Source organism: Marinobacter sp. UBA2688 (assembly GCF_002352785.1).
GTDB classification, from domain to species: Bacteria; Pseudomonadota; Gammaproteobacteria; order Pseudomonadales; family Oleiphilaceae; genus Marinobacter; species Marinobacter salarius.
Genome location: NZ_DELU01000024.1, coordinates 274,199 through 299,489, shown reverse-complemented (window position 1 = coordinate 299,489; position 25,291 = coordinate 274,199). Strand labels below are relative to the sequence as shown.

At 58.6% G+C, this 25,291-nt stretch carries 26 protein-coding genes; 15 read left to right on the top strand and 11 right to left on the bottom strand.

The annotated features are described in order from the left end of the window. Positions 1 to 49 precede the first annotated feature (49 nt). Complete coding sequence (locus tag B3M52_RS14535) at positions 50 to 316, top strand: hypothetical protein (RefSeq protein WP_007154996.1); 267 nt, start codon at positions 50 to 52, stop codon at positions 314 to 316. 6 nt (positions 317 to 322) lie between these two features. Here the strand turns inward: B3M52_RS14535 and panP are convergent, their stop codons facing one another. From panP to B3M52_RS14515, 4 genes are all read right to left on the bottom strand, one after another. Beyond that, the gene (panP, locus tag B3M52_RS14530) at positions 323 to 1,999 is read right to left on the bottom strand and encodes a pyridoxal-dependent aspartate 1-decarboxylase PanP (protein WP_036210812.1); all 1,677 of its coding nucleotides are present in this window, start codon (positions 1,997 to 1,999) and stop codon (positions 323 to 325) included. Positions 2,000 to 2,125: 126 nt separating this feature from the next. After that, positions 2,126 to 2,470, bottom strand: a complete 345-nt coding sequence (locus B3M52_RS14525) for a DUF503 domain-containing protein (RefSeq protein ID WP_040474714.1) — start codon at positions 2,468 to 2,470, stop codon at positions 2,126 to 2,128. A gap of 196 nt (positions 2,471 to 2,666) precedes the next feature. Then, on the bottom strand, positions 2,667 to 4,370 hold the full coding sequence (locus tag B3M52_RS14520) for an acyl-CoA dehydrogenase family protein (RefSeq protein ID WP_075194202.1): 1,704 nt from the start codon (positions 4,368 to 4,370) through the stop codon (positions 2,667 to 2,669). A gap of 2 nt (positions 4,371 to 4,372) precedes the next feature. Next, complete coding sequence (locus B3M52_RS14515) at positions 4,373 to 5,005, bottom strand: TetR/AcrR family transcriptional regulator (protein WP_041332505.1); 633 nt, start codon at positions 5,003 to 5,005, stop codon at positions 4,373 to 4,375. Positions 5,006 to 5,275: 270 nt separating this feature from the next. Here B3M52_RS14515 and B3M52_RS14510 point away from each other — a divergent pair, with 270 nt between their 5' ends. From B3M52_RS14510 to B3M52_RS14490, 5 genes are all read left to right on the top strand, one after another. Further along, positions 5,276 to 5,497: a hypothetical protein gene (locus B3M52_RS14510; protein WP_075194203.1), complete on the top strand. Its 222-nt coding sequence runs from the start codon at positions 5,276 to 5,278 to the stop codon at positions 5,495 to 5,497. Between the two features lie 179 nt (positions 5,498 to 5,676). Beyond that, entirely contained in the window at positions 5,677 to 6,708 is a 1,032-nt protein-coding gene (locus B3M52_RS14505) for a lipase secretion chaperone (protein WP_075194204.1), read from the top strand. Between the two features lie 138 nt (positions 6,709 to 6,846). Continuing rightward, positions 6,847 to 7,842 carry a porphobilinogen synthase gene (hemB, locus tag B3M52_RS14500; RefSeq protein ID WP_036211905.1) on the top strand — a complete coding sequence of 332 codons (996 nt, stop codon included), beginning with the start codon at positions 6,847 to 6,849 and terminating at the stop codon, positions 7,840 to 7,842. 58 nt (positions 7,843 to 7,900) lie between these two features. Next, on the top strand, positions 7,901 to 10,039 hold the full coding sequence (gene ppk1, locus B3M52_RS14495) for a polyphosphate kinase 1 (protein ID WP_036210827.1): 2,139 nt from the start codon (positions 7,901 to 7,903) through the stop codon (positions 10,037 to 10,039). 63 nt (positions 10,040 to 10,102) lie between these two features. Further along, positions 10,103 to 11,395, top strand: a complete 1,293-nt coding sequence (locus B3M52_RS14490) for a DUF945 family protein (protein ID WP_226909981.1) — start codon at positions 10,103 to 10,105, stop codon at positions 11,393 to 11,395. A 45-nt stretch (positions 11,396 to 11,440) separates the two neighbouring features. Here the strand turns inward: B3M52_RS14490 and coaD are convergent, their stop codons facing one another. From coaD to B3M52_RS14470, 4 genes are all read right to left on the bottom strand, one after another. Continuing rightward, positions 11,441 to 11,923, bottom strand: a complete 483-nt coding sequence (gene coaD, locus B3M52_RS14485) for a pantetheine-phosphate adenylyltransferase (protein ID WP_075194207.1) — start codon at positions 11,921 to 11,923, stop codon at positions 11,441 to 11,443. Between the two features lie 289 nt (positions 11,924 to 12,212). Next, positions 12,213 to 13,805, bottom strand: a complete 1,593-nt coding sequence (locus B3M52_RS14480) for a GMC family oxidoreductase (RefSeq protein WP_075194208.1) — start codon at positions 13,803 to 13,805, stop codon at positions 12,213 to 12,215. An 18-nt stretch (positions 13,806 to 13,823) separates the two neighbouring features. Beyond that, the gene (locus B3M52_RS14475) at positions 13,824 to 14,468 is read right to left on the bottom strand and encodes a hypothetical protein (RefSeq protein WP_051947069.1); all 645 of its coding nucleotides are present in this window, start codon (positions 14,466 to 14,468) and stop codon (positions 13,824 to 13,826) included. A 52-nt stretch (positions 14,469 to 14,520) separates the two neighbouring features. Beyond that, positions 14,521 to 15,966, bottom strand: a complete 1,446-nt coding sequence (locus B3M52_RS14470; protein ID WP_036210839.1) for a coniferyl aldehyde dehydrogenase — start codon at positions 15,964 to 15,966, stop codon at positions 14,521 to 14,523. Between the two features lie 228 nt (positions 15,967 to 16,194). Between B3M52_RS14470 and B3M52_RS14465 the strand changes: the two genes are divergently transcribed. The 6 genes from B3M52_RS14465 to B3M52_RS14440 all read left to right on the top strand — a co-directional run bounded on the left by B3M52_RS14465 (position 16,195) and on the right by B3M52_RS14440 (position 21,687). Continuing rightward, positions 16,195 to 16,893: a TetR/AcrR family transcriptional regulator gene (locus B3M52_RS14465; RefSeq protein ID WP_075194209.1), complete on the top strand. Its 699-nt coding sequence runs from the start codon at positions 16,195 to 16,197 to the stop codon at positions 16,891 to 16,893. Positions 16,894 to 17,166: 273 nt separating this feature from the next. Beyond that, on the top strand, positions 17,167 to 18,177 hold the full coding sequence (locus tag B3M52_RS14460) for a TRAP transporter substrate-binding protein (protein WP_075194210.1): 1,011 nt from the start codon (positions 17,167 to 17,169) through the stop codon (positions 18,175 to 18,177). Positions 18,178 to 18,237: 60 nt separating this feature from the next. Then, positions 18,238 to 18,822, top strand: coding sequence for a TRAP transporter small permease subunit (locus tag B3M52_RS14455; RefSeq protein ID WP_075194211.1), 585 nt, complete (start codon positions 18,238 to 18,240; stop codon positions 18,820 to 18,822). Continuing rightward, positions 18,822 to 20,138: a TRAP transporter large permease gene (locus B3M52_RS14450; protein ID WP_036210847.1), complete on the top strand. Its 1,317-nt coding sequence runs from the start codon at positions 18,822 to 18,824 to the stop codon at positions 20,136 to 20,138. Before B3M52_RS14455 ends, B3M52_RS14450 begins: the two co-directional genes overlap by 1 nt. Before the next feature lies 1 nt (position 20,139). After that, a complete protein-coding gene (locus B3M52_RS14445) occupies positions 20,140 to 20,667 on the top strand; it encodes a gluconokinase (RefSeq protein ID WP_226909980.1) in 528 nt (175 codons plus the stop codon). 21 nt (positions 20,668 to 20,688) lie between these two features. Next, complete coding sequence (locus B3M52_RS14440; RefSeq protein ID WP_075194212.1) at positions 20,689 to 21,687, top strand: substrate-binding domain-containing protein; 999 nt, start codon at positions 20,689 to 20,691, stop codon at positions 21,685 to 21,687. On the opposite strand, the gene yihA is transcribed toward B3M52_RS14440, so the two are convergent. Beyond that, the gene (gene yihA, locus B3M52_RS14435; protein ID WP_036210853.1) at positions 21,688 to 22,314 is read right to left on the bottom strand and encodes a ribosome biogenesis GTP-binding protein YihA/YsxC; all 627 of its coding nucleotides are present in this window, start codon (positions 22,312 to 22,314) and stop codon (positions 21,688 to 21,690) included. 174 nt (positions 22,315 to 22,488) lie between these two features. On the opposite strand from yihA, the gene B3M52_RS14430 reads away from it, so the two are divergent. The 3 genes from B3M52_RS14430 to B3M52_RS14420 all read left to right on the top strand — a co-directional run bounded on the left by B3M52_RS14430 (position 22,489) and on the right by B3M52_RS14420 (position 24,805). Beyond that, positions 22,489 to 23,097 (top strand): c-type cytochrome, encoded by a 609-nt coding sequence (locus B3M52_RS14430; protein ID WP_036210856.1) that lies wholly within the window; start codon positions 22,489 to 22,491, stop codon positions 23,095 to 23,097. Between the two features lie 149 nt (positions 23,098 to 23,246). Continuing rightward, positions 23,247 to 23,885 (top strand): thiol:disulfide interchange protein DsbA/DsbL, encoded by a 639-nt coding sequence (locus tag B3M52_RS14425; protein WP_036210859.1) that lies wholly within the window; start codon positions 23,247 to 23,249, stop codon positions 23,883 to 23,885. A 59-nt stretch (positions 23,886 to 23,944) separates the two neighbouring features. Next, the gene (locus tag B3M52_RS14420; RefSeq protein ID WP_036210862.1) at positions 23,945 to 24,805 is read left to right on the top strand and encodes an endonuclease/exonuclease/phosphatase family protein; all 861 of its coding nucleotides are present in this window, start codon (positions 23,945 to 23,947) and stop codon (positions 24,803 to 24,805) included. Positions 24,806 to 24,858: 53 nt separating this feature from the next. Here the strand turns inward: B3M52_RS14420 and rpmG are convergent, their stop codons facing one another. Both rpmG and rpmB read right to left on the bottom strand, forming a co-directional pair. After that, positions 24,859 to 25,014: a 50S ribosomal protein L33 gene (gene rpmG / locus B3M52_RS14415; RefSeq protein ID WP_008173465.1), complete on the bottom strand. Its 156-nt coding sequence runs from the start codon at positions 25,012 to 25,014 to the stop codon at positions 24,859 to 24,861. 11 nt (positions 25,015 to 25,025) lie between these two features. Next, the gene (gene rpmB / locus B3M52_RS14410; protein WP_027829915.1) at positions 25,026 to 25,262 is read right to left on the bottom strand and encodes a 50S ribosomal protein L28; all 237 of its coding nucleotides are present in this window, start codon (positions 25,260 to 25,262) and stop codon (positions 25,026 to 25,028) included. Between the last annotated feature and the right edge of the window lie 29 nt (positions 25,263 to 25,291).

Genomic DNA, 25,291 nt, shown 5'->3' with positions numbered 1-25,291 from the left:
GGAGGCGTTTGCCTCCCAATAAGTTGCCACTCTGTCCGGGGATTGATTCATGAGTTCAGCAGAAGAAAGCCGTCAGGCGAAGGTCATTGACGAGCTCAGGGTGTTTATCAAGAAGGTCCTCAGTGATCCGACCATTGCGGTGAAATCGGTGGAAATTGCCCGCAAATATCGCAATCAGCCCAATGCCAATGAGTTGATTGCCCGTGAGATCAGCGCCAACACAACGATCCGTATTCCGGAGAGCTGGAGTCGGGCGGATCACATGTTTCTCGATATCCTGGACGAAGTCCTGGATGACGAAGAGGCGCTTTACTGATCTTTGTCAGGCCTGCCGAACGCCGGGCTGATGCTGCTTCAACACGGCATCGGCCATCTGGTCCAGGATGGTGATTTCGTCCTGGATGCCCTCGTCCGATGACAAATCCCGCTGTTCCTTCAGTATGTCCGCGAGGATTTCTTTCGTGGTCAACGGGTTGGCCAATACCACCCGGAACACGATGCAGGGGAAGTGATAATAACGCGACGGTTCGAGCCGGGTACGGGAAACGAAGGCTTTACCCCGTTCACGTTGGGTTTTCTGAATGAACTTGGTGATGCGGTTCAGGCAGGTGTTGAGTCGTTCGGCCTGTAGCGAGTCCGCGATTGCCAGTGCCTGCTGCACTTTCTCCGGGCAATAGCGATAAGTCAGGATATTGAGCTCTGGTTTGGTGATGAGCTCGAAATCCGTTTCTGCGTTGATCATTTCCGCAAAGGTTTGTGCCTTGTCGATGCCCTGGTCGATGAGGATCTCATAGCCTTCCCGCGCCAGGATTCTCAACCCCGACTGGATCAGCATTGACATGCCCGGCCGCGAACCTTCCAGGGTGGTACTACCCAGATCCCGCGAGCCTTTACGGATAATGTACTGGGCGTGATGCTCGACAGCGCTTGCCAGGCCCGGGTCGCGGAACACCACCAGCCCAGCCCCCATGGGAACATAGAGTTGCTTGTGGGCGTCGAAGGTCACCGAGTCGGCCTTTTCGATGCCCCTGAGCAGGTGCCTGTGGGTGCGGGAAAACAGTGTCGGCCCACCCCAGGCCGCGTCCACATGAAAATGGGCGTTGAACTCCCGGGCGATGTCTGCCATGGCGTCCAGCGGGTCGACGTTGCCGGTCTCGGTGGTGCCGGCAATGCCGCAGATGGCCATGACCCGGATTTTCTGGCGGTGCAACTCCAGGCATTTCTCCCGCAGTGCATCGGTGTTGATGCGGTTGTCGTCATCGGTGTCGACAGGCACCAGGAAGTCCCGGCCCAGACCCAGTACATCGGCGGCTTTGCGCAGTGAGTAGTGGCCGCGGCGGGAGACCAGAATGGCGGCACCCTCGCAGCCGTAATAGCGTAGTGCCCGGAACAGGCCTTCCTGATGGATACCGCGGAAGCTGCCTTCGGCGGGGAACGCGTTGTTGCGTGCCACCCAGAGTGCGGTCAGGTTGGCCACGGTGCCGCCGGAGCACATGGCACCGAGGGCGTAGCGGGGATCGTGCATCCACTTGCGGTAGAAGGCACCGTCCTGCTCATACACCAGCCGGTGGATCATGCCCAGTACCTGGCGTTCCATGGGCGTGAAGGCCTTGGAGGTTTCGGTTTTAACCAGGTTCTGGTTGAGGGCAATCATGATCTTGGACAGCGGCAGCATGAAATAGGGCAGTGCCGAGGTCATGTGGCCGATAAAGCTGGGAGACGCCGTGTGTACCGAGTTGGCCACCAGCTTGTCGAGCAGGAATTGGGCCTGTTCGGAGACGAAGATGGGCTTTTCCGGAATGGCGTAGTCCGAGAAGTCTTTCTCGACTTCGGAAAGATCCCGCTCGACCGCAACGATGTGTTCCTGGAGGAATCCGGCAAGGTTGCGGGATATGTTCTGGTCAATCCTGCTCAAGGTGGATTCAGGCGCCTCGGGCACGGTGAATACACGATACATGGCCTCTACCGAGGCCTGGGCGGATTTTTTCTTTCCGGTCATAGGTGCCACACACTATCAGTGGTCATTCGCAAAGCCTGTCCCGGGCGTTCCGTTCTCCCTGAGGGGGCGTAGTATACGGTGTCGTGAAACCATACGCTACAGCATGGGCCCTGCATGGCGGGAGGGTCAAAGTATCTCTCGGTGTACGTCCAGTATGGCAGCGTCGATGCGTTCCTGTATGGCTTTTTCGATCTGGTCGAGGCGCTGGGCGATCTGTTGCGATGAGCCTCCGAGGGCGGCGATGGTCCAGGTGGCGCAGTCGAGGGCGTCCTGGTCGGCGGTTTCGGCGACGGCCAGGTCGGGTTCTTTGCCCCAGACGGCTTTCAGGGCGGTGAAGACTTTGCGTTTGGCTTTGAGGTCTTCGCAGCCGTAGAGCTGGAAGTGCAGGGTCAGGATGCCCACGTGGGGCGTGATGACTGTTTGCTGGGGCGTATTGCCCTCTTTTAGCAGCCTTCTTAGAGCTTCAGACATAGGTGTTCCGATTTTGGTGCTGGAACTGGAGGCGATGGGCTTTCCAAAACACGCTCCTGCGGCACGTCCATGTGACGCTTGGGCTTCGCCATCCATGGCTCCGCACAGTTTTGGAAAGCCCATCGCCTCCAGTCCGCGAACCTTTCAGGTGGAGTCCGCTTCGCCAGACAGTATGTATTGTCCAGCAGTCTGTTTTCTAGCCTACTACAGGCGTCGCCCGTTTGATAATGGCGGCCGGGTCGGTGCCGGAGGGCAGGTTGCCGTAGTTCAGGCCGCCATTGTGTTCCAGGCGGGAGGCGCAGAAGGCGTCGGCGACCGCAGGGTCGGAGTTTCTCAGCAGCAGTGACGACTGCATCAACAGGGCCAGGCGATCCACCAGGTTGCGGGCGCGGTATTCGAAGTCGCTGATGTCGGCGAAGTCGTTCTGCAACTGGGCGAGGAAGCGGTCGAAGCGGGCGTCGGCGCCGCGGGCTTCGGCGGCTTCGCTGAAGAAGGCGTCGAGGGTGTCTGGTTCTTTCTGCAGTGCGCGCAGGGTGTCCAGGCACTGGACGTTGCCGCTGCCTTCCCAGATGGCGTTGACTGGGGATTCCCGCAGCAGTCGGGGCATGATGCAGTCTTCCATCACGCCGCTGCCGCCGATGCATTCCATGGCTTCGTAGGCGTGGTTGGGGGTGCGTTTGCAGATCCAGTACTTGCCAACCGGAGTGGCCAGTCGTGCCAGCAGGCGCTCGTGCTCCAGATGTTGGCTGTCCAGGGATTTGGCGATTCGCATGGTGTAGGCCAGGGCGGCTTCGCTTTCCAGTGCAAGATCGGCGAGGACGTTCTGCATCAGCGGCTGTTCGCTGAGTCGCCCACCGAAGGCGCTGCGGTGGCGGCAATGGTGGGACGCCTGGGCCAGTGCCTGGCGCATGCCGGCGGAGCTGCCGATCATGCAGTCGAAGCGGGTCATGGCGACCATTTCAATGATCGTCGGTACACCTCTGCCTTCCTCGCCCACCATCCACGCCAGGGCGCCGCGCAGTTCCGCTTCGCTGGAGGCGTTGGCGACATTGCCCATCTTGTTTTTCAGGCGCTGGATTTGCCAGGGGTTTTTGCTGCCGTCCGGGCGCCAGCGTGGCATCAGGAAGCAGGACAGGCCGCTTCTGGTCTGGGCCAGCACCAGGAAGGCGTCGCACATGGGGGCAGATACAAACCATTTGTGGCCGACCAGTTCATAGGCCTGCCCCGGGCCTTCTGCACCGATGGCGTAAGCACGAGTCGTGTTGGCCCGGACGTCGCTGCCACCCTGTTTTTCCGTCATTGCCATGCCGATGGTGACGGATTGTTTTTCGCTGTCCGGCAGGTTTCGGGGGTCGTAGCTATTGGCGAGGATTTTGTTTTCCCAGGCCGCGGCCAGTTCCGGTTGTTTGCGGATTGATGGAACGGCGGCAAAGGTCATGGTAATGGGGCAGCAGTGGGCGGCCTCAATTTGGGAGTGCATGTAGTACTTGGCCGTTCTCGCGACATGGGCGCCTGTGCCGGGATTGGTCCACGGGCTGCTGTGGAGGCCGTTTTCCATCGCTGTGGACATCAGTTGGTGGTAGGCGGGGTGGAAGTCCACCTGATCCGTGCGATGGCCAAAGCGATCATGGGTATTGAACGCCGGTTTGTTCTCGTTGGCATGGAAGCCGAGCGCGATGGTGTCCGCCGCGCCGGCGAAAGCACCAAACTGCTTAAGGTCGCTGGTCGCTGCTGCGGCGCCCTCCCGGGCGACCGCCTCCTGCAGGGCCTTGTCCTGTTCGAAGAGGTTGTAATCCTCCAGAGCAGGTGGCTGATTGAAGACCTCGTGGGTAACCGCCAGGTAGCGGTCGTCACTGGAGGGGGTTGCGGTTTCCTGCTGCAGGGGCTGGCGGGCCTTCATGTTTATCTCCTGGTGCCAGTCAACCCCTGCATGCAAAAGCAAATGATGGAGTTGACCAGCGGATCGTGGTCGTTGGTCTCTGCCTGCTCCGTGGTATCAGCCTGTGCCGGGGACAGAGGCCCCACAAGGCTTTCGGCGATGGCACCTACAAGGCAGGTACTGCTTTGCCTGGCATCCTGATCCGGGAGGCAGCCCTCCTTGATGCCGTCCCGGATGGCCTGCTCGAAAAGTTGAGCGTAGGCGCGGCGGAACTTGAGGCGCTCTTCCTCAACTTTCGGGTCTACCGGCTCTGCGATCAGCGACCAGGCCATCACCGGACCTCTCAGGGCTCTCTCCGCAAACTGGCGAAGGGCCACTTCCAGACGGGAAACGGCGTTATCTTCGGCGGCCAGTGCCTCAGCGACTTTGTCGACTTCCCGTTGTGTCGCAATCCTGAAGATCTCTGCAAACAGGTCTTCTTTGGACTCAAAGTGTCGGTAGATGGTTCCCGTAGCAACGCCGGCGCACGCTGCGATGCGCGTTATCTGGGCGCTGCGGAAGCCGCCGTCGGCAACGCATCCGTATGTGCATTCGATAATGCGCTTACGGGCCTCTGCCTTGCGATTGCGCATCTTTTCCGTTTCCCGATATGCCATGCGGGTTCCTTATAAGTAGTGAATCATTATTCATTCTTTGTGTCAATCAATAGACCAGTATAGCTTGGTTCATATTATTCTTTAAAAACAATATCGTGGAGTTGCTTACAAAAATTTACAAAAAAACCGTTGTCAGTAAATAGCGTTGCAACTGAAAGCGGATTATAAAGACGCCAAGGCAGGTAGTAAGACGCATCCGCCGAGATGGGGCGGCCGTGCCATAACAGGCTTGGCGCGCTCGTTGTACTGTTTTCGTTGATGGAGAAAATCATGAGTGAATTCGACGAAAGCAATCTGGAGCAATCCGGTAGCTGGACACATGACAGCGACGATACACATTCCATTGCCGGCCGTGCGCGAATCCGCGCTCAGCTTCAGCAGGATATTGAATCGTTTCTGAGCCAGGGCGGCAGAATTCAGGAAGTGGATACAGCATTCCGTTCGGACCCTTCCCGCAAGGTGGATGTCGGTTTCAATAATCGCTCCCTCTGAATTCATGAAGCCGCAGCCTCTGAGGCTGCGGCCTGTTTGCGTTCGTGGCTTACGGTTGTTTTGACGCCGGTCTCACCGCTGTATCCCGTATTCCTCTATGCTGCGTTCTGCAGGATAGCGTGTTCCGTGCACCATGACCGTTACTCACCCCACATTCGACCCTTAAACAGGCCGCGTTCATGAGAGGATTCCTTCGTTTTGCAACCACGGCGCTCGTCGTCATGGCGCTGATCGCGGCAGGCATGGTCATTTTCTTTGGTGATACCCCGACCCCCGCCCAGGAGACAGTTGATACAACCGCCGATACAGAAAGCAGCGTTGTGCCAATGTTGGATTCCACGTCAGGACGTGGAGTGCCTTCAACACTGGTCGGCGAAACCGCGGTTGCGGTGCCGGATACAATGCCAGCGTCGTTGGCGGGAACCAGCGTGCCCGGTGGCTGGGCCGAAACCGATGCTAATGGCTCCCTGGTCCCCACGCCGCAGTTGCGCCAGTTGTTTGAATATTACCTGGCGGCTCTGGGCGAGGAGACGTTACCCCAACTGGTTGCCCGGATAGAGCAGGCGTTGGCCCGGCTTGAAGAGCCGGCCCGATCGGAAGCTCTCGACACTTTGGGGGACTATCTGGACTACAAGCTGGCGTTGGGCGACCTGGAAGCCACTTATGGTCATGACGCCACGACGAATGCAGAGGACATGCAACGGCGAATGGCAGAAATACGCGCCCTGCGACGCACCTGGATGGATGCGCAAACCGCCGACGCCTTTTTTGCAACGGACGAGGCCGTAGACCAGTTCCAGGTTGAGCAACTGCGTATCCGAACCGATCCGTCTCTGTCTGAAAAGGAGCGGGAGCAGGCGCTGGCAGAAGCCGAGAAGGCGCTCCCGGAACCGCTTCGTCAGGCACGCCGGGAAACCCGCAAATTCGCCGACTATCAGCGTGCGCAGTCGGAATTCGCGGATGATCCCGACGCCTTGCGCGCCTGGAGGGAGGAACGCTTTGGTGCCGAGGCTGCCCGTGAGCTGGAGAAGGTGGAAGCTGAACAAAAGGTATGGGAAGCCAAGTGGCAGGCCTATAGCCAGGACCTGGCGGAGCTTGACGACATGGGGCTTGCCGGCCCGGAGCGCAAAGCCGCCATTGACGCGCTCAGGGATGATTATTTCGAGGGCGCTGAAAAGCTGCGTGCCGAGGCCCTGGATTCCATCCGGTAACAGTCCTTTCATCTGAACGTAGTAGCCTGATGGTGTGGCTCGGCTGTAGGCCCTGCCACCGCCGCTTATGGGCGTGTATGATGGGGCGGTAGCCCCATTTTCCACAGGAGGTATTCCGTGAGCTTTTCGGCCAATCGCATGTTCCCAGCCACTCGTCTGCGTCGTAACCGGGTTGACGGTTTTTCCCGGCGTCTGGTTCGGGAGAATCAGCTCAGTGCCGACAACCTGATTTTTCCGGTGTTCGTACTGGAAGGCGAGGGTCAGCGGGAGGCGGTACCCTCCATGCCCGGCGTCGAGCGCCTGAGCGTTGATCTTCTGGTGGAACAGGCGGCGGAACTGGTGGCGCTTGGGATTCCGGCCGTGGCGCTGTTTCCCGTGGTGCCTGCGGAGCACAAGAACCTGTCCGGATCTGGCGCGTGGGATTCCGATGGTCTGGCCCAGCGTGCGGTGCGTGCGCTGAAGGACGCCTACCCTGAGTTGGGTGTTATTACCGATGTGGCACTGGACCCATTCACCACCCATGGCCAGGACGGCATTATCGACAACGACGGCTATGTGCTGAACGACGTGACCGTGGAAGCGCTGGTTAATCAGGCGTTGTCCCATGCCGACGCGGGTGCGGATATTGTGGCGCCGTCCGACATGATGGACGGCCGGGTCGCTGCCATCCGCGACGCCCTGGAGTCCGCTGGCTATGTGAACACGCGTATTCTGGCCTACTCTGCCAAGTATGCTTCCAGTTATTACGGGCCGTTCCGCGATGCGGTCGGCTCAGCGGGCAACCTGGGCAAGGGCAACAAGGCCACCTATCAGATGGACCCGGCCAATAGTGATGAGGCGCTCCAGGAAGTGGCGATGGACATCGCCGAGGGGGCCGACATGGTGATGATCAAACCCGGCATGCCGTATCTGGATATCGTTCACCGGGTAAAACAGGAACTGCAGGTGCCAACGTTCGTCTATCAGGTCAGTGGCGAGTACGCCATGCACATGGCCGCTGCCGAGAACGGATGGCTGGATGGCGACGCCGTGATGATGGAGAGTCTGATGGCCATGCGCCGTGCCGGTGCAGACGCCATCCTTACCTATTTTGCCGTCAGGGCTGCACGGCTGATGCGTGATAACCGCACCTGACAGGTTACAGTCAACAGCAGGGTGCCTTAAGGCCTCTGATAAATGGAAGCAGTAAGCAATGACTACTGAATCTGCAAACAAGCTAAAGGCTGTCGATGTTCCGGACGTGCCGGCTCCCGTGGAAGCACCATCCCCCGGCGTGGAAGTTGATGTCGCCGCCCAGGAAAATTATTTCAACCGCGAACTGAGCCAGCTTCAGTTCAACTACCGGGTGCTCAAACAGGCTCTGGATACCACGCATCCGTTGATTAACCGGCTGATGTTCTGCTGCATTTTCAGCAGCAACATGGACGAGTTCTTCGAGATCCGGGTGGCGGGCCTGCGCCAGCAGATCAAGTATGGCCGTGAAACCCTGGGCTCCGACGGCATGATGCCGGAGCAGGTGTTGGGCGAAATCAGCCGGGTGGCCCATGAGTACATCCGGGAACAGTACGACATCCTGAACAACGTGCTGATCCCCGAGATGGAGCAGGAAAACATTCACTTCGTCCGGCGTCGTGAATGGACGGAAGCTCAGGCCGACTGGGTGCGCCGTTACTTCGAAGAGGAAATCCTGCCGGTGGTCAGCCCCATCGGGCTGGACCCTTCCCACCCGTTCCCGCGCCTGGTCAACAAAAGCCTGAACTTCATTGTTGAGCTGGACGGTAAGGATGCCTTCGGTCGCGAAACCGGGATGGCCATCGTGCCTGCGCCACGTTCGCTGCCGCGTCTGGTCCGGCTTCCGGATGACGTTTGTAACGGTGGCGACAACCTGGTGTTCCTGTCCTCCATGATTCACGCCCATGCCGATGAGCTCTTCCCAGGCATGGAGGTGAAAGGCTGCTATCAGTTCCGCCTGACCCGCAACGCCGACCTTGAACTGGAAGACGACCTTGAAGATCTGGCCTCCGCCCTGCGCGGCGAGTTGCTGAGCCGGCGCTTCGGTGACGGCGTGCGGCTGGAAGTGGCGGACAACTGCCCGGAAGAACTGGTGCATTTTCTGCTGCGCGAGTTTGGACTGACGGATCGTGACCTTTATCAGGTTCACGGCCCGGTCAACCTGACACGTTTGATGGCCGTCGGTGGGCTGGTGGATCGCCAGGACCTCACCTATTCGGGTTTTTCGCCGTCGATTCCCAGGCAGATCCGTGCCAAGGAATCCATGTTCGATGCCATCCGCAAGCGCCCGCTGCTGTTGCTGCATCCCTATGAAAACTTCAGTCCCGTGACCGACCTGTTGCGGCAGGCTGCAAAAGACCCACAGGTCCTGGCTATCCGTCAGACCCTGTATCGCACCGGTGCCGACTCGGAAATTGTCGAAGCGCTGATGGATGCAGCCCGGCGTGGCAAGGAGGTGACTGCGATCATCGAACTGCGGGCCCGGTTCAGCGAGGCGGAAAACCTGGAGCTGGCCAGCCGGCTGCAGGAAGCGGGTGTGATCGTGGTCTACGGGGTGGTGGGTTACAAGACCCACGCCAAGATGATCCTGATCGTGCGCCGTGAGGAAGGAAAACTGAGGCGTTACGTACACCTGGGTACCGGGAACTACCATGCCGGTAACGCCCGCCTGTATACCGATTACAGCTACATGACCAGCGACGAATCCATCGGTGATGACGTCAACAAGCTGTTCCAACAGCTGACGGGCATGGGCAAGGCCTTGAAAATAAAGAAACTGTTTCACTCACCCTTCACACTCCATACCCGTCTTCTGGGCCTGGTGGACCGTGAAGCGGAACTGGGGCCCAAAGGCCGGATTATTTTCAAGTTTAACGCCCTCACTGAGCGAGAGTTGATCAAGGCGTTGTATCGTGCGTCCCAGGCAGGCGTGAAAATCGACCTGATCATCCGCGGTATCTGCTGCCTGAGGCCGGAAGTGCCGGGGCTGTCGGACAACATCCGGGTGCGCTCCATCATTGGCCGTTTCCTCGAGCACACCCGGGTTTACTATTTCGGCAACAACGGCCGGCCGGAAGTCTATGGGTCCAGCGCCGACGGCATGGAACGGAACCTGCTTAGCCGCGTGGAAACGGCGTTTCCGATTGAGGATCCGGCGTTGATTGCCCGCGTCCGCGAAGACCTGGACACCTATCTGGCGGACAATTGCCAGTCCTGGGTCTTGCAGCCGGACGGTAGTTACATTCAGAATCAGGCAGCCGAGGGCGAGGATCGCCTGGCGTCGCAACTGGTCCTGCTTGAACGCCTGACCGGGAAATAACGATAACCCGCATGCGCCTGCCCCAGTGGAGGCGATGTGGGCGCTGTAATGGAGTAAAGGCTGTTGAAGAAACAATGGATGGTTGCCGGTGCAGCCGTACTGGCGGTTGGTGTGGCTGCGCCCTGGGCCGTTGGATATGTAACCGAACAGCAGTGGCAGAGGGTCACTGCGGACGTTAATCAGGCGCAGCCCCTGTTCAAGCTGCAAACCCGCGATTATAACAGGGGCTACATGGGAGCCGAGTTCGCCGGCACCATCACGATCCAGGATCCGGACACCGGTGACGAGCACTCATTCGACTATCAGGCCCGGGTAAGCCATGGGGTTACCGGCAGCCTGATTGATTTTACCCCGCCTCCTGAGCTTGGCGCTGAAGTTGAGAAGATCTTCCCCGACGAAAAGCCCCGGTTGACCCTGGAGACCCGCCTGTGGGGAACGGCGATCGCCGAGCTTTCCGTGCCGGCTGTGAGTGTGATCGACGAGGAAACCGGCGAGTCCTTTGATATGTCGGAAAGCTTTAGCCGAGCAGAAATCAGTGGCAACGGTTCACAGGCTGATATCCTCATGCTTTGGCCGGGCGCCGTGATTCGGGGGCCAGACCTGCGCATCAGTATCGAGGATTTTCGCCTTGAACAGACCATGGAACACCTGACAGGCGACGTCTGGCTGGGTGACGGGGACATGTCGCTGGCGCGACTTGAAGTGGCGGCACGGGGCGAGCCGACCCTTCGCTTTGATGACTTTTCGATGAGTGGTGAGACTACCACCGACGATGACGGCAAGAGCATTGATTCCGAGGCTGTCGTTACTTTGGAAAAGGTAACGGCGGACGACGAGAGCTTCGGCCCTCACCGTATGGAAATGGTGTTAAGTGGCCTGGACGTGCAAAGCTGGAGTGACCTGACAACGGCAATGACGGACATGCAGGCGGCTGCCCTGAACACCGCAGGCGGCGATTCGAGTGCCATGATGCAGCAGCAGATGGAATCCATGAATCGCATCAATCAGGCCATGCTGGGCCTTGCGGCCAACGGTTTCTCGTTCGGGTTTCCGGAGCTGTCCTTTGCCACGCCTTATGGCCCGGTCAATGGCGAGATCATGGTGCAGCACCCGTCGCTGTCTGACGACGAGAAAGACCAGATGATGATGGTGATGCAGCAGCTGACCGGCAATCTGGATGTCAGCATGCCGCTGGCTCTGGTGGAGCAGCATCCGGAGCTGGGGATGCAGGTTGCGCCTTTGATCAAGCAGGGCATGGTGGTGCAGGAGGGTGACCGGCTGCGAATCCAGGGCACACTGGAAGATCTGGCCCTGGACATCAATGGCAACGTGATCCCGCTGCCACCGATATTCTGATCCGTTGTTCTGTGCTGCCCGGGATGGGCAGCACTTTCCCGTCTGTCAGTCCTTGATGAATTTCTGTTTGAGTGCAGCTTCCACAGCCGGGTCGACAAATTCGGAGACGTCACCGCCCAGTGAGGCGATTTCGCGGATCAGGGTGGAGGAGATGTACGACAGGTGGTTGGAGGGTGTCAGGAACACGCTTTCCACTTCCGGCGCCAGGCGGCGGTTCATGTCGGCTAGCTGGAATTCGTACTCGAAGTCGGAGACAGCTCGCAGTCCGCGGATGATTACGGTGGCGTTCTGTTCCCGGACGAAATCGGCGAGCAGGTTGCTGAAGCCGGTGACGCTGACGTTGGGCAGGTGGGAGGTGGCTTTTTCCACCAGCACGCAGCGTTCTTCCAATGTCAGTAGCGGGGACTTCTTGGGGTTGTAGGCGATGGCGACGACGACTTCGTCGAAGAGCCGGCCTGCGCGCTCGATGAGGTCGGTATGGCCGTTGGTGATCGGGTCAAACGTACCCGGGTAGATGACTTTTGGCATTCGGAGCTCCTTTTCACCGGAAGCGCACAGGATAGCAGCCTTCGTCTTGAACCAAAATGTTCCCTAATCCCTCACTTCTGCGGGCTGCTGACTTTGGATTGCTCGCTTTGGTGCATGTGCCGCATGAGGATGGCCTTCCAGGATACGCTACGAGCACATCCATGTGCGCTTGAGTAAAGCCATCCTTGGCTTTACACAATCCTGGAAGGTCATCCTCACGCGGCACCCCCGGTTTCACACCTGCCTAGTTTCTTCACCGAATCCACCTTTCCGGCGGTCTCTTTTGGGTTTACACCTTGAGTTTCTGAGCCAGCCTAGTGCTATTTCTTGCAGCTAATGCATAAACCGACAATTGCGGATTCGCGCCAATGCTTGTTGGGAAGATCGAGGCGTCGTGGACGCTGAGGTTGGCCACGTGGTGGTGTTCGCTGAAGCCGTTGACGACGGATTCTTCCGGGTTGCGGCCCATGCCGCAGCCGCCCATTTGGTGGGCGGTGAACAGGCGGACGCGGTGGGGTTCCATGGCGAGGTTGTCGATGCCGGCTTTGGCGTCGGCCCACGAGGTGTACCAGGGGGAATCCAGGTGCATGATGCGGACTTTCTGGGCGCCGGCGGCGAACTGGATCTCGGCCATTTTGTAGAAGGCGTCTTTCAGGCCCTTCCAGAGGTAGTCGCTGACGGGGTAGTCCAGGATCGGGCTGCCGTCGTCGCGGAGGCTGACGGTGCCGCCGACGCTGTCGGGATGGAAGCCGTCGCGCAGCAGGGCGATGACGGAGTTCAGCCGGGGCAGTTTCGACAGGTCGCGGATCTGTTGTTCGCCGTGGCCGGGAACCACGCCGGCGGACATGGCCGGGTGCAGGGGCGGTACTTCCAGTTTGAAGCCGGCGGGGCCGTCGACGCCCTGGGAGAAGTTGAATTCGTCGGAATAGATTGACTGAGGTGCACCGTAATAAGGATCGACGGTGTCAGGCATTTCCGCGATGGTGGCATTGACCGGGTGCAGGAAGGTGCGCTTGCCAATGCGGTCGTAGGGGTCGGGAATGTCTGAGCGCAGCAGCAGGCCAGGTGAGCCGATGGCGCTGGCGGCCACCACGAAATGCCGGGCTCGCAGTTCCACGGTGACGCCAGACGGGGTGACACCGTCCGCCGCCATGGCCGAGGCCTGAAGGTGGCTGATTTTGTTCTGCTCCATCACCAGTTTGTCGGCCCGCAGGCCGTGGAACAGTCGGGCATTGTTGTCCAGGGCGCCGGGAATAGTGGTGGTCAGAGCCCCCTGTTTGGCGTTCGTGGGGCAGCCCACGCCGCAGTAACCCAGGTTCCAGCAGCCTTTGACGTTGCGTGGGATCACCTCCCAGGACCAGCCCAGCGCCTCGCAACCCTGGCGCAGGATGTCGTTGTTCACATTAGGCTCGGCCAGCCAGGGCTCAATGTTATGTCGTTGCTCGCGGCCGTCGAACCAGGGCTTCATGGATGCCGGGGTCAGGTCGTCGAGCCCGAAACGGCTGGCCCAGTGATTCAGCGTCGGTGCCGGTGTACGGAAGCTGGACGTCCAGTTCACTGTGGTAGAGCCGCCCACACACCGGCCCTGAAGAATGGCGATTGCTCCGTCTTTGGTGACCCGGCTCATGCCTTCCTGGTAGAGGGAGGCATAGGCGTCCAGCTCGTTCATTTTGAAGTCTTTCTGGTGATACAGACGGCCTTCTTCCACCAGAATCACCGACAGCCCGGCTTTCGCCAGAATCTCCGCCGTGGTGCCGCCCCCGGCGCCGGTGCCGATGATCACCACATCGGCTTCGTGGGTCTGGTTCTGTGTCAGGGTGGCGCCGTCGGTGACCTTCCAGCCAGCCTCAAGCCCACGGGCGATACGATCCGTTAACGACATAATAATGCTCCGGTTGGCTCAGGCGTTGTCTTTGAACTGGGGCAGGGCGTCCACGGCCCAGGCGGGTGGTCCGGGGTAGCCGGAGAGGTGCCAGTGGTCTTCGTGGCCATAGAACGCCACGTTACTGACCTTGGTCAGGGCGATGTAGCCGTTGTTGAACAGCCCAACACCACTGGTGCGCCAGCGCTCAAGGAAGGCATCCACGGACTGCGTGCTGGCGTTCTCCCAACTCGACCAGATCCGGGCAACCGTCACCCGTGTCAGCCCGAAGTTCAGCAGGTCAAACAGACCCCGCAACTCCTTCTGGTTGGCGGGTCCGAACTGATGAATCCCGGCATCAATGCGCTCAATCGTCGCCTGAATCTGCTGGCGGCGAACCACGGGCTCCTCAGTCAGCCCGGGGCCCACCATGGCTGGTAGCAATGCCTGGAACAACACAATGTCGTCGCGGGTCAGGAACTGGAACTCGTAGCTCTGGTCCATCGCCCCCGGCATCGGATAGTCCCGCCCGGCGGGCGCGGTTGCACAGCCGGACAGGCCAGCGGTCACACTCACCGTGCCGAGGAACATGGCTCCACCAAGCCCGGTCCGGAGAAAACTCCGACGGTCCATGGCGGAATCGGAAAGGTCCGTTTGCACGGATCGAGAAAGGCTTTCAGGCATAACGACTCTCTTGTTCTTATTGTCTTTTTTTGGCCGGCGACCAGCACCCAAGTCACCGAATAAACAACTTATATACCATCTTGTGAGCCGTCGTTCCGTGCGGCGCATACACAAACTTGCCACTGTTGAACTTCTGCTTACTGAAAATCGCCCGTTGATGAGAGAACGTCAGGAAACCTTCCTTGCCGTGGTAATGCCCCATCCCCGAATCACCGATACCACCAAATGGCAGGTCATCCTGGGCAACGTGCATCAGTGCATCGTTGATGCACATGCCACCGGAATGTGTCTGGTTGACCACATGCTCCTGCATCGACTTGTCGTAACCGAAGAAATACAGCGCTAGCGGGCGAGGACGGTCATTAATGTAATGGATCGCCTCATCCAGGTTGCCATAGCTGATGATCGGCAGAATCGGCCCGAAAATCTCATCCTGCATGATCTTCATATCCGGCGTGGTCTTCAGCGCCAGCGTAATCGGCATCTTGCGGGTGCCATCCTTCAGGTTCTCATTGGCCGGATTGATCTCAATCAGCTCGGCCCCTTTTTCCCGCGCATCGTCAAGATAGCCTTGCAGGCGGTCATATTGGCGCTCATTGATAATCGCCGTGTAATCCTCGTTATCCCGCAGGCTCGGATACATCGCCGCAAACTGATGGCGATACTCATCCACAAATGCCTGCACACGGTCTGCCGGGCACAACACATAATCCGGTGCCACACAGGTCTGGCCCGCATTAAGTGCCTTGCCGAAAGCGATACGCTGGGCGGCGTCTTCCATCGGAACATCCGGCGATACGACGGCAGGCGACTTGCCGCCCAGTTCCAGAGTCACCGGCGTGAGATTTTCCGCGGCTGCCCGCATCACCAGCTTGCCCACCGACGTGGAGCCGGTGAACAGAAGGTGATCGAAGGGCCGGCTGGAAAAGTCTGCGGCGACATCCGCCTCACCGTTAATCACACAGACCAGGTCCTCCGGAAACGCAGATTCGACAATCTCCTTGAACAAAGCAGAGGTGTGCGGCGTGAACTCCGACATCTTGATCATCGTACGGTTACCCGCAGCCAGTGAGGCCACCAACGGCCCAACGGCCAGATACAGAGGGTAGTTCCAGGGCACGATGACGCCCACAACACCCTTAGGCTGGTAGTGAACGCGGTTGCTGGCGGGCTGGAACAACACGGACACATGCCGCTTGGAGGGCTTCATCCAGCCTTCCAGGTTTTTCAGGGTGTAGTTGATGCCCTGAATGGACGGCATCACTTCCGCAATCAGCGATTCGTCCTTCGAACGACAGCTGAAGTCCCGGTCGATGGCGTCCAGTAACCGATCCTGATTGGACAGCAGTACGCGCTTGAGGCGCTTCAGATTCTCCTGACGCTCGGTTAGCGACGGCATCGGGTTGTTGCGAAACGCCTTCTTCTGGTCCTCAAACACACGGTGGGTGTGCTGGATGTGCTTCTTGCTTTCAGTCAGCTGGACAACGGTGGCTACCATATCGCTCTCTCCTCGCGGCCCCGGCCTGCCGGGTCGCCGCCCTTATTGTTCGTGGAGCCTGTGACAGCTCCTGAATGCGGTGGTGAAAAAGTATTCAGTTTGCGCTTGGGGCTATTATTAGAGTATATACTCTAGGTAGTCAAGCTGGCCCTAATGGCTGATCGGGCCATCCACGGATCGCAGCGCCAAAGCACAGGCACCCACACAACAACACGCATTGCTGAGCCTATGAAAACCCGAGACAAGATTCTTCTTTCGAGCCTTGATCTGTTCAACGAAAGAGGAGAGCGCAACGTAACCACCAACCATATCGCCGCCCACCTGGCGATATCGCCGGGCAACCTGTATTACCACTTCCGTAACAAGTCCGACATCATTTACGAGATCTTTCTCGAGTATGAAAAGCTGGTGGATTTTTACCTGGATATCCCGGAGAACCGGCCCATTACTCTGGATGACCTGACCTTTTATCTCGAATCGGTGTTCGATGGCCTTTGGAGCTATCGGTTTTTTCACCGCGACCTGGAATACCTGCTCGACAGTGATCAACGCCTGCGCCAGGACTACCGCGAGTTCACCAACCGCTGTCTGGCGGCGATCAGCCGGATATTCGAGAAGCTGGCGGAGGCGGGAATTATCGAGCCTCAGCCTGAAGAGCTGCGTTCCGCGATGTCCCTGAACGTATGGTTGGTCATTACCAACTGGATGGCTTTCCTGAAAACCGCCCACGCCTCTGAGGCCTCTGCGAGCCTGACTCTGACCGAGCTGAAGCAGGGCATCTATCAGGTGCTGACCCTGGAGATTCCCTATCTGACGGCGGATTACCGGGAGCAGGTGATGACGTTGCGGGAGAAGTATCGTCCGCGTTTGCCGGATGCGGCTGACGCATCGGTTTCAGGGCAGGGCGAACCCATCTGGAATCATTGAGGAACTTTTGATCAATTGGCGTGTCAATAGTTACGACATCGGGGATTCGGACATTCTCGGTGTCTCCTGAGTGAGTTCTCAGGTTTTAGCACGTCGCAAACCCTGACGTTTCACCGGCCTGTCTTCTGGCAGGTCGGCTTTTTATGCCAGCCCTCCCCTCATAACCCCAAACCGACCTTCCATTGCATCCTTGTCAGAGCGTTTTAAATCCAATAAACTCGTGAATGTTACCGGTAACATGCGCCGGCACAAAAACAATCAGGAGATACCAATATGTTCCCGACAAGACTCGCAGCTGGCCTTCTGTCAGCCACCCTGGCGTGCAATGCCCTTGCCGCCGATTTCACCTTCAAGTTCCAGTCTTCAGATCCTTCCGGCGTCAAGAACTTCGAGATCCAGCAGGCGTGGGCCGACCGGGTAGAAGCGATGACCGGTGGTCGTGTCGAGATTGACCTGCTGCCGGTGGGTAGCGTTGTCAGCCACACCGAAACCCTCGGCGCCATGAAAATGGGCGTGTTGGATGGCCATATTTCCGTGACCGGGTATTTCTCGGGAAAGGATCCTGCATTCGGCCTGATCGGCAACACCGTTGGCGCCTGGTCCAGCCCGGACCAGCTCATTGATTACATCAACCATGGTGGCGGCTATGAGTTGATGAACGAGCTCTACAAGCCCTATGGCGTGAAATTTGTCGGCGGTGGCGGTACCGGCGTGGAGTCGTTTGTGTCGAAGAAACCGCTGGATGGCGTCGAGGATCTCAAGGGGCTGAAGATGCGCGCACCGGAAGGGCTGGTGCAGTCTGTCTTTGCCGCCGCGGGCGCATCCCCCGTGAACCTGCCGGGGTCTGAAGTCTACACGGCGTTGAGCAAGGGTGTGATTGATGCCGCGGACTACACCGTGTTTTCCACCAACCATGAGGCCGGTCTGAACGAGATTGCGCCGCACCCGGTCAACCCTGGTTTCCATTCGCTGCCATTGATTGAAATCGCGATGGACCTCAAGGAGTGGAACAAGCTGCCAGAGGACATTCAGGCCATCATGACGGTATCCGCCCGAGACTTTGCCCAGGATATCAGCACCCAGTTGGCGATGGCCGATCGTGAAGCTGTCAACGAAGCCCGGGCCAACCCGGACATTACCATCCACGACTGGTCCGCCGAAGAGCGTCGGAAGTTCCGCACCATTGCCCGTGACCAGTGGCAGGTCTACGCAGAACAGTCGCCCAATGCCGAGAAGGTCTACCAGTCGGTGACTGAGTACCTGGAGTCCCAGGGCCTCCTCTAAAACAGGTTCCCTCGATATCAGCCTCCGGGCGCCCTAAGGCCCCGGAGCGAGGAGTTCATTATGTCCGTTGAAAACAACACAGATGCCCCGGCGTCCGGTTCTGATCGCGAAGATATCCAGCCTGATAAGGGCGAGGATGTCGGGTTTACCTGGCTGGACAAGGCCATTGTCTGGCTTGGCAAGAGGCTGAGCCTGGTCTTTGCCGCGATTGTCGTGGTGTCGTTTTACGAGATTGTCCGCCGTTATGTGTTTGATTCCCCCACGCTCTGGGTGCACGAAACCGTGACCTTTGCAGGTGCCACACTGTTTGTCATTGGCGGGCTTTATGCCCTGGCTACCGATCGACACGTGCGTATTGTATTGATCTATGACGCCGTCTCTCACCGTGCCCAGCGTTGGTTGCGGGTTGTCCACCATCTGCTGGGACTTGCCTTCTGCGGCATGCTGCTGTTCGCCAGCTGGTCGATGGCGACCGAAGCCGTGCGGGCGCCCTGGGGTGGCTGGCGACTGGAAACCTCCGGCTCTGCCTGGAACCCGCCGTTTCCCGCGCTGCTGAAGGTGGTCATCCTGATTGCGGTGGCGGTCATGACGCTTCAGTTCCTGTTGCACCTTATTCGCGACCTTCGTGGCAAGGGAGATAAATGATGTTTGAACTGGCCTCCCTTGGTATCGGCTATGGCAGCCTGTTGATGCTTGTCATGCTGATTGTATTGCTCCTGACCGGTATGCAGTTGGCGTTTGCCACCGGTCTGGTCGCTCTTGTGTTCGCGCTCGGTTGGTTTGGCCCGGATGCCCTGCCCATTGTCAGCAGCCGTCTGTACAGCTTTATCGGCAACTATGTGTTCCTGGCGGTGCCGATGTTCGTGTTGATGGCCTCGCTGCTGGATCATTCCGGCATTGCCCGGGACCTGTTCGATGCCATGGCCCGCCTGGGTCGCAAACTCCGAGGTGGTGTGGCCATCCAGACGCTGGTGGTGGCGGTGATCCTCGCCTCCATGTCCGGTGTGATCGGTGGCGAGACGGTGTTGCTGGGCATCCTGGCGCTGCCGCAAATGCTGCGCCTGGGGTACGACCGCAAACTCGCCATCGGCACCACCTGTGCCGGTGGGGCACTCGGCACCATGCTGCCTCCCAGTATCGTACTGATTATCTACGGGCTGACCGCCAACGTGTCCATCGGCGACCTCTTCAAAGGGGCTTTCTTGCCCGCACTGATACTGGCGCTGCTCTATATGGGGTATGTGTTGATCCGGGTTTGGCTGAAGCCGGAGATGGCGCCGCTGCCCTCGGATCAGGACACACCTGAAACACCAATGCCGAATTTCTTCAAGGCACTGCTGTTTCCCCTGCTGTCCGTGGTTGTGGTGCTGGGCAGCATCTATGGCGGTGTGGCGTCGGTCACGGAAGCCTCGGCCCTGGGTGTGATGGGTATTGCCATCAGCACCTGGATTCGTGGTGAGCTGTCCCTTGCCATGGTGCGCAAGGCCACCATCAGCACGCTGCGGGTGTGCGGCATGATTATCTGGATTGGTATCGGCGCAACCGCTCTGGTGGGCGTCTACAACCTCATGGGCGGTATCGATTTCGTCCGCGACATGGTTTTCGCCGTCAGCGGTGGCCATGGCCTGACGACGATCCTGTTCATGATGCTGATCCTGCTCATCCTGGGTATGTTCCTGGACTGGGTCGGCGTTGCCTTGCTCACCATGCCGATCTTCGTGCCGATTGTGACGGAACTGGGCTATAGCCCGATCTGGTTCGGGGTGGTGTTCTGCATGAACATGCAGGTGTCCTTCCTGTCACCGCCGTTTGGCCCGGCGGCCTTCTATCTCAAGACCGTGACGCCAAAAGACATCTCCCTGGGGGAGATCTTCCGTGCCCTGCTGCCGTTTATCGCGCTTCAGGTGGTCGCCCTTGGTCTGCTGATTGTGTTCCCTCAATTGGCGCTATGGTGGCAGTGACATGAGTGAAAGGATGACACCAAAGACACCAAAAATCGTGGTGATGGGCGTGTCCGGGTGTGGCAAAAGCCTCACCGGGGCCAGGCTTGCACAGGAACTCGGCGTTCCGTTTTTCGACGCGGACGATTACCACAGCCGTGCCAACGTGGAGAAAATGGCAGCCGGTATTCCGCTGACCGATGAGGATCGTCTCGGTTGGCTGGATGACCTCGCCAAGTTGATCCGGCGGGAAGAGGGTGGCCTGGTGCTGGCCTGTTCCGCCTTGAAGCGCGTCTACCGCAAGCGTTTGCAGGGGGGCAGCCCGGAAACCCGGTTCGTTTATCTCAAGGGGGATTTTGAAACCATCTGGGCGCGCCACTCCAGCCGAACCGATCATTACTTCAATGGTCACGCGATGCTGGAGAGCCAGTTCCATTTGCTGGAGGAGCCGGGGCCGGGTGAAAACGCGGTGGCCGTCGATGTCTCCGGTACGCCGGAGCAAGTGATCCGTCACTGCCTTGTCGGGCTCGGGTATGATAGGCCTCTTTGAACGTTCTGGCTGGAGCCGTAAATGGTAAAGAACAAACGTCCCACATTGCAGGACATTGCGGACCGGGTTGGTGCCACCAAGATGACGGTCAGCCGTTGCCTTCGTGGTGCAGACAATGTCTCCAAGCCTATGCGGGAGCGGATCTTTGCCGAAGCCGAAGCACTGGGGTATATCCCCAATCGCGCGCCGGACCTGTTGTCCAAGTCCACCAGCCACGCCATTGGTGTGTTGCTTCCGTCCCTGACCAACCAGGTCTTTGCGGATGTGATCAAGGGTGTGGAAGCGGTTACCGAGCCCGCCGGTTACCACCTGATGCTGTCTCACTACGGCTACAGCCCCGAGATTGAGGAGCGCAGTCTGTCATCGCTGCTGTCCTACAACGTGGACGGCGTGATTCTCTCCGAGAGTCAGCACACGGGCCGCACGCTGAGGATGCTTCAGACCGCTGGGGTGCCCACCGTGGAAATCATGGACACGCATTCGACCCCGTTCGAGCAGGCTGTCGGGTTTGATAACGTCAGCGCGGCTTATGACATGGTGCGGGAGATGATCCGGCTTGGACGCAGGCGCGTGGTCTATCTCGCCGTGCGGCTGGATGCCCGTACCTTGCAACGTCAGGAAGGGTACAGCCGGGCAATGGAAGAGCAGGGGCTGACGCCAGTCACCCTGCGCAGCGAGCAACGCTCGTCTTTTAGTGTGGGTGCCACCCTGATGGCGCGGATACTGGAGGAGAATCCGGACGTTGATGGCATCTTCTGCACCAACGATGACGTTGCGATTGGTGCGTTTTTCGAGTGTCAGCGCCGGGGTATTCCGGTGCCAGAGCGGATTGCGATCGCCGGTTTCCATGGTCACGACGTTGGCCGTGTGATGGTACCTCCCCTGGCGAGTGTGATCACACCACGAGAGGCCGTGGGCCAGAGGGCGGCCCAGGAGCTGCTGGCCCGCCTGGGCGGTGCCGGCATCACCGAGCCGCGTATCGATCTGGGCTACCGGATAGAGCGTGGAGGCACGCTCTAGTTAGTCCTCGGTTTCCAGCCAGGCGGTCAGTGCCTCCCGGCACTCTTCGACTCCCCGTTTTGACGTTGCCGAGAACATAATCAGGTGCTCCACGCACTGGAACTCTTCCAACTTTTTGGCAATGCCCATCATGGCCGTTTTGGCCTGGCCAAATTTCAGCTTGTCGGCCTTGGTGGCAAGAATCATCAGTGGAAGGTTGTTATGTTCGCACCATTCCACCATCATTTGGTCGAAGTCCGTTAATGGGTGGCGTATATCCATGACCAGTACCAGCCCCCGCAGGCAGCGGCGATCATTCAGGTAGTGGCCCAGATGTTTCTGCCAGTCGTCTTTCATATCCCGGGACACTTTGGCGTAACCGTACCCGGGCAGATCGACCATCCGGCAGTTTTCCCGGTTGAGTGAGAAGAAATTGATCAGCCGGGTGCGCCCGGGGGTCTTACTGGTACGGGCCAGCTTGCCGTTGGTGGTGATGCAATTGATGGCGCTGGATTTGCCCGCGTTCGAGCGGCCGGCGAAGGCCACCTCGGAACCGTGGTCCGGAGGGCATTCCTCCAAGCGTGAGGCACTGATCAGGAACCGGGCGCTGTTGAACGAGAGGCTTTTTTGAGTCAGGTCTGATGACACGGGTGTTGGTATTCCTATTGGATTTCAGTTATCAGGGATTAATGTATAATGCTACACCAAATCCGGGCAGTACGCTGAGCGTTGCTGCTGAACAGCCCCGGTTTGTGCCTTCTTGGCCAGTGCCTGCCGGCTGCATAACGAAGAATACTTTTGGATGAGAGAAGCGGAGCGAGCATGAAAAAACTGATCGCAGGAGTTGTTCTCGGTGTTGGCCTCACAGCGATGGCTCACGGGGCGGGAGATCCTGAAGCAGGCGAAGCAAATGCAGCGGTGTGTGCCGGATGTCATGGCCAGGGTGGTGCCAAGCCGGTCATGGCGGTTTACCCGAAATTGGCGGGCATTGGCGAAGAGTATCTGTACCAGCAATTGGTTGCGATCAAGGAAGGCAAGCGTGAAATTGCCGAAATGACGGGCCTTTTGAGCGACATGTCTGACCAGGATCTGCAGGATCTTGCGGCCTATTTCGACAGTCAGGACATTACCGTGGCCCAGGCCAACCCCGATCTGGTTGAAGAGGGGCAGATGCTTTACCGCGGTGGCAACATGGCTTCTGGCGTGCCGGCGTGTGCCGGATGCCACAATCCTCGAGGCATGGGGAATGGGCCTGCCGGCTACCCCAGGCTCAGTGGTCAGAGCGCCGAGTACGTCGAAAAGCAGCTCAAGGCATATCGAGACGGTGAGCGTGATGCTGGCCAGAACGCATCCATCATGATGGATGTCGCCGCCAAGTTGACCGACTCTGAGATCAAGGCCGTTTCGAGCTACGTGTCCGGTCTTCAGTAACCTCTGACACGCGCTACGGCTGAAAAAAACCCCGCTGATGCGGGGTTTTTTATGAGTTGCTGCTGTTTAATCCATGCCCGGTGGAACTTTTCGTGCCTGCTGGGTCATAATCCTTTCACATCATCCAATCAGATAACCGGAGACCATGAATGATCCGATTAATCCGGAACGCCGCACTATCCATCCTGGCCATGTCGTTTATTGCGCAGGCCAGCGCCGCCAACTGGGAAGAAGGGACGCACTATCAGGTGCTGGATACCCCGGTGAGAACCGCCAGTGAGAGTGGTATCGAGGTGGCTGAGGTCTTCTGGTATGGCTGCCCCCACTGCTACACCTTCAAGCCGCTGGTCGAAAGCTGGGCGGAAGATCTGCCTGAAGACGTCAACTACGTGAAAATTCCTGCGGCCCTCGGCCGCTCCTGGGAGCCCCATGCCAAGGCCTTTTACGCGCTGGAAGCCATGGGAGAACTGGACAAGGTTCATGACGCACTGTTCGATGCGCTTGCGGGAGAGCGTCGCCCGCTGAATTCGGGTGAAGCTCTTGCTGATTTCGTGGCCGGGCACGGTGTCGACGGCGAAGAATTCCTCAAGAATTACAACAGTTTCGGTGTTAATGCCAAAATGCAGCAGGCTCAGGCCAAGATTCGGGGTGCGCGTGTTACCGGCACACCGACTATGCTTGTGAATGGCAAGTACAGGGTTACGGCTTCCATGGCGGGTAGCCATGAAGCGGCATTGGAGGTTGTCGATTACCTGATTGAGCAGGAGCGTGCTGGTCAGGCCGAGTAAATGCATGGGCCCGGTCCGCTGGCCGTGACCGGGCCTTGTCAGGAGTCTGAGCTGCCATCATGTACAACCGTATTCGCAAGCAGCTGAATGGTATCCTCAGGTCGACGAACGGCCCGCGCGGGGCTTGTTCTGGCGATGAGCACGTTCCCGAGTTTGAGGCGCATCGTCACATCCGGCTGCTGACCTTCAATATCCAGGTCGGCATCAACACCTCCTCCTACCGCCACTACTTCACCCGGAGTTGGCAGCACTTTCTGCCTCACCGCAACCGCATCCAGAACCTGGACCGTATCGCCACCCTGCTGAGTAACTACGATGTGGTCGCCCTGCAGGAGTGTGATGGTGGCAGTCTGCGCAGTGGTTACATCAATCAGGTTCAGTATCTGGCCGAGGCTTCAGGCATTCCTTACTGGTACCAGCAGCTCAATCGGAACCTTGGGCAGCTGGCTCAGCACAGCAATGGCCTGCTGAGTCGTTATCGTCCGCTGGATGTGAAGGAGCACCGGTTGCCCGGACTGATTCCGGGGCGGGGTGCCATTATCGCCCGTTACGGGGCAGAGGAAGACCCCCTGGTGTTGGTGATGATGCACCTCTCGCTCAGCAAAGCGGCTCAGCAGCGGCAACTGGCGTATATTCAGGAATTGATTTCCGAGTATCAGCATGTGGTTCTCATGGGGGATCTGAATAACCACGCAGAGCAGTTGTTGAGCAATACGCCGCTGAAGCATTCGAACCTGGTCCCGCTGCCCGAGACGGCCCACAGTTTTCCGAGTTGGCGACCGGAGAGGGCGCTGGATCACATACTGGTCAGCCCAAGCCTGGAGATACGACGGTCAGAGGTGGTCAGCTATCCGGTGTCGGATCATTTGCCGATCGCCATGGACATCAAGTTGCCCAAAGGGTATCTGGAAACATTTTAAGGCCAGGCACAAAAAAACCCGGCCATGGCCGGGTTTCTTGGGTAACGAAAATCTTACTTGATCTTCGCTTCCTTGTACGCAACATGCTTGCGGACAACCGGATCGTACTTTTTGATCTCGATTTTTTCCGGGGTGTTACGCTTGTTCTTCTTGGTCGTGTAGAAGTGACCAGTACCTGCTGATGAAACCAGCTTGATTTTCTCGCGCATGATGCGGCTCCTTAAAATTTCTCGCCGCGGGCACGAAGATCGGCCAGCACAGCGTCAATGCCTTTTTTGTCGATAACACGCATACCCTTGGTGGATACGCGCAGCTTTACGAAGCGCTTCTCTGATTCAACCCAGAAGCGATGGTTCTGCAGGTTGGGCAGAAAACGACGACGTGAGTGGTTCATCGCGTGAGAAACGTTGTTACCGGTGACCGGTCGCTTACCGGTAACCTGACAGACTCTGGACATACTTGCCTCCGACCTGAGCTTTGGTCCTG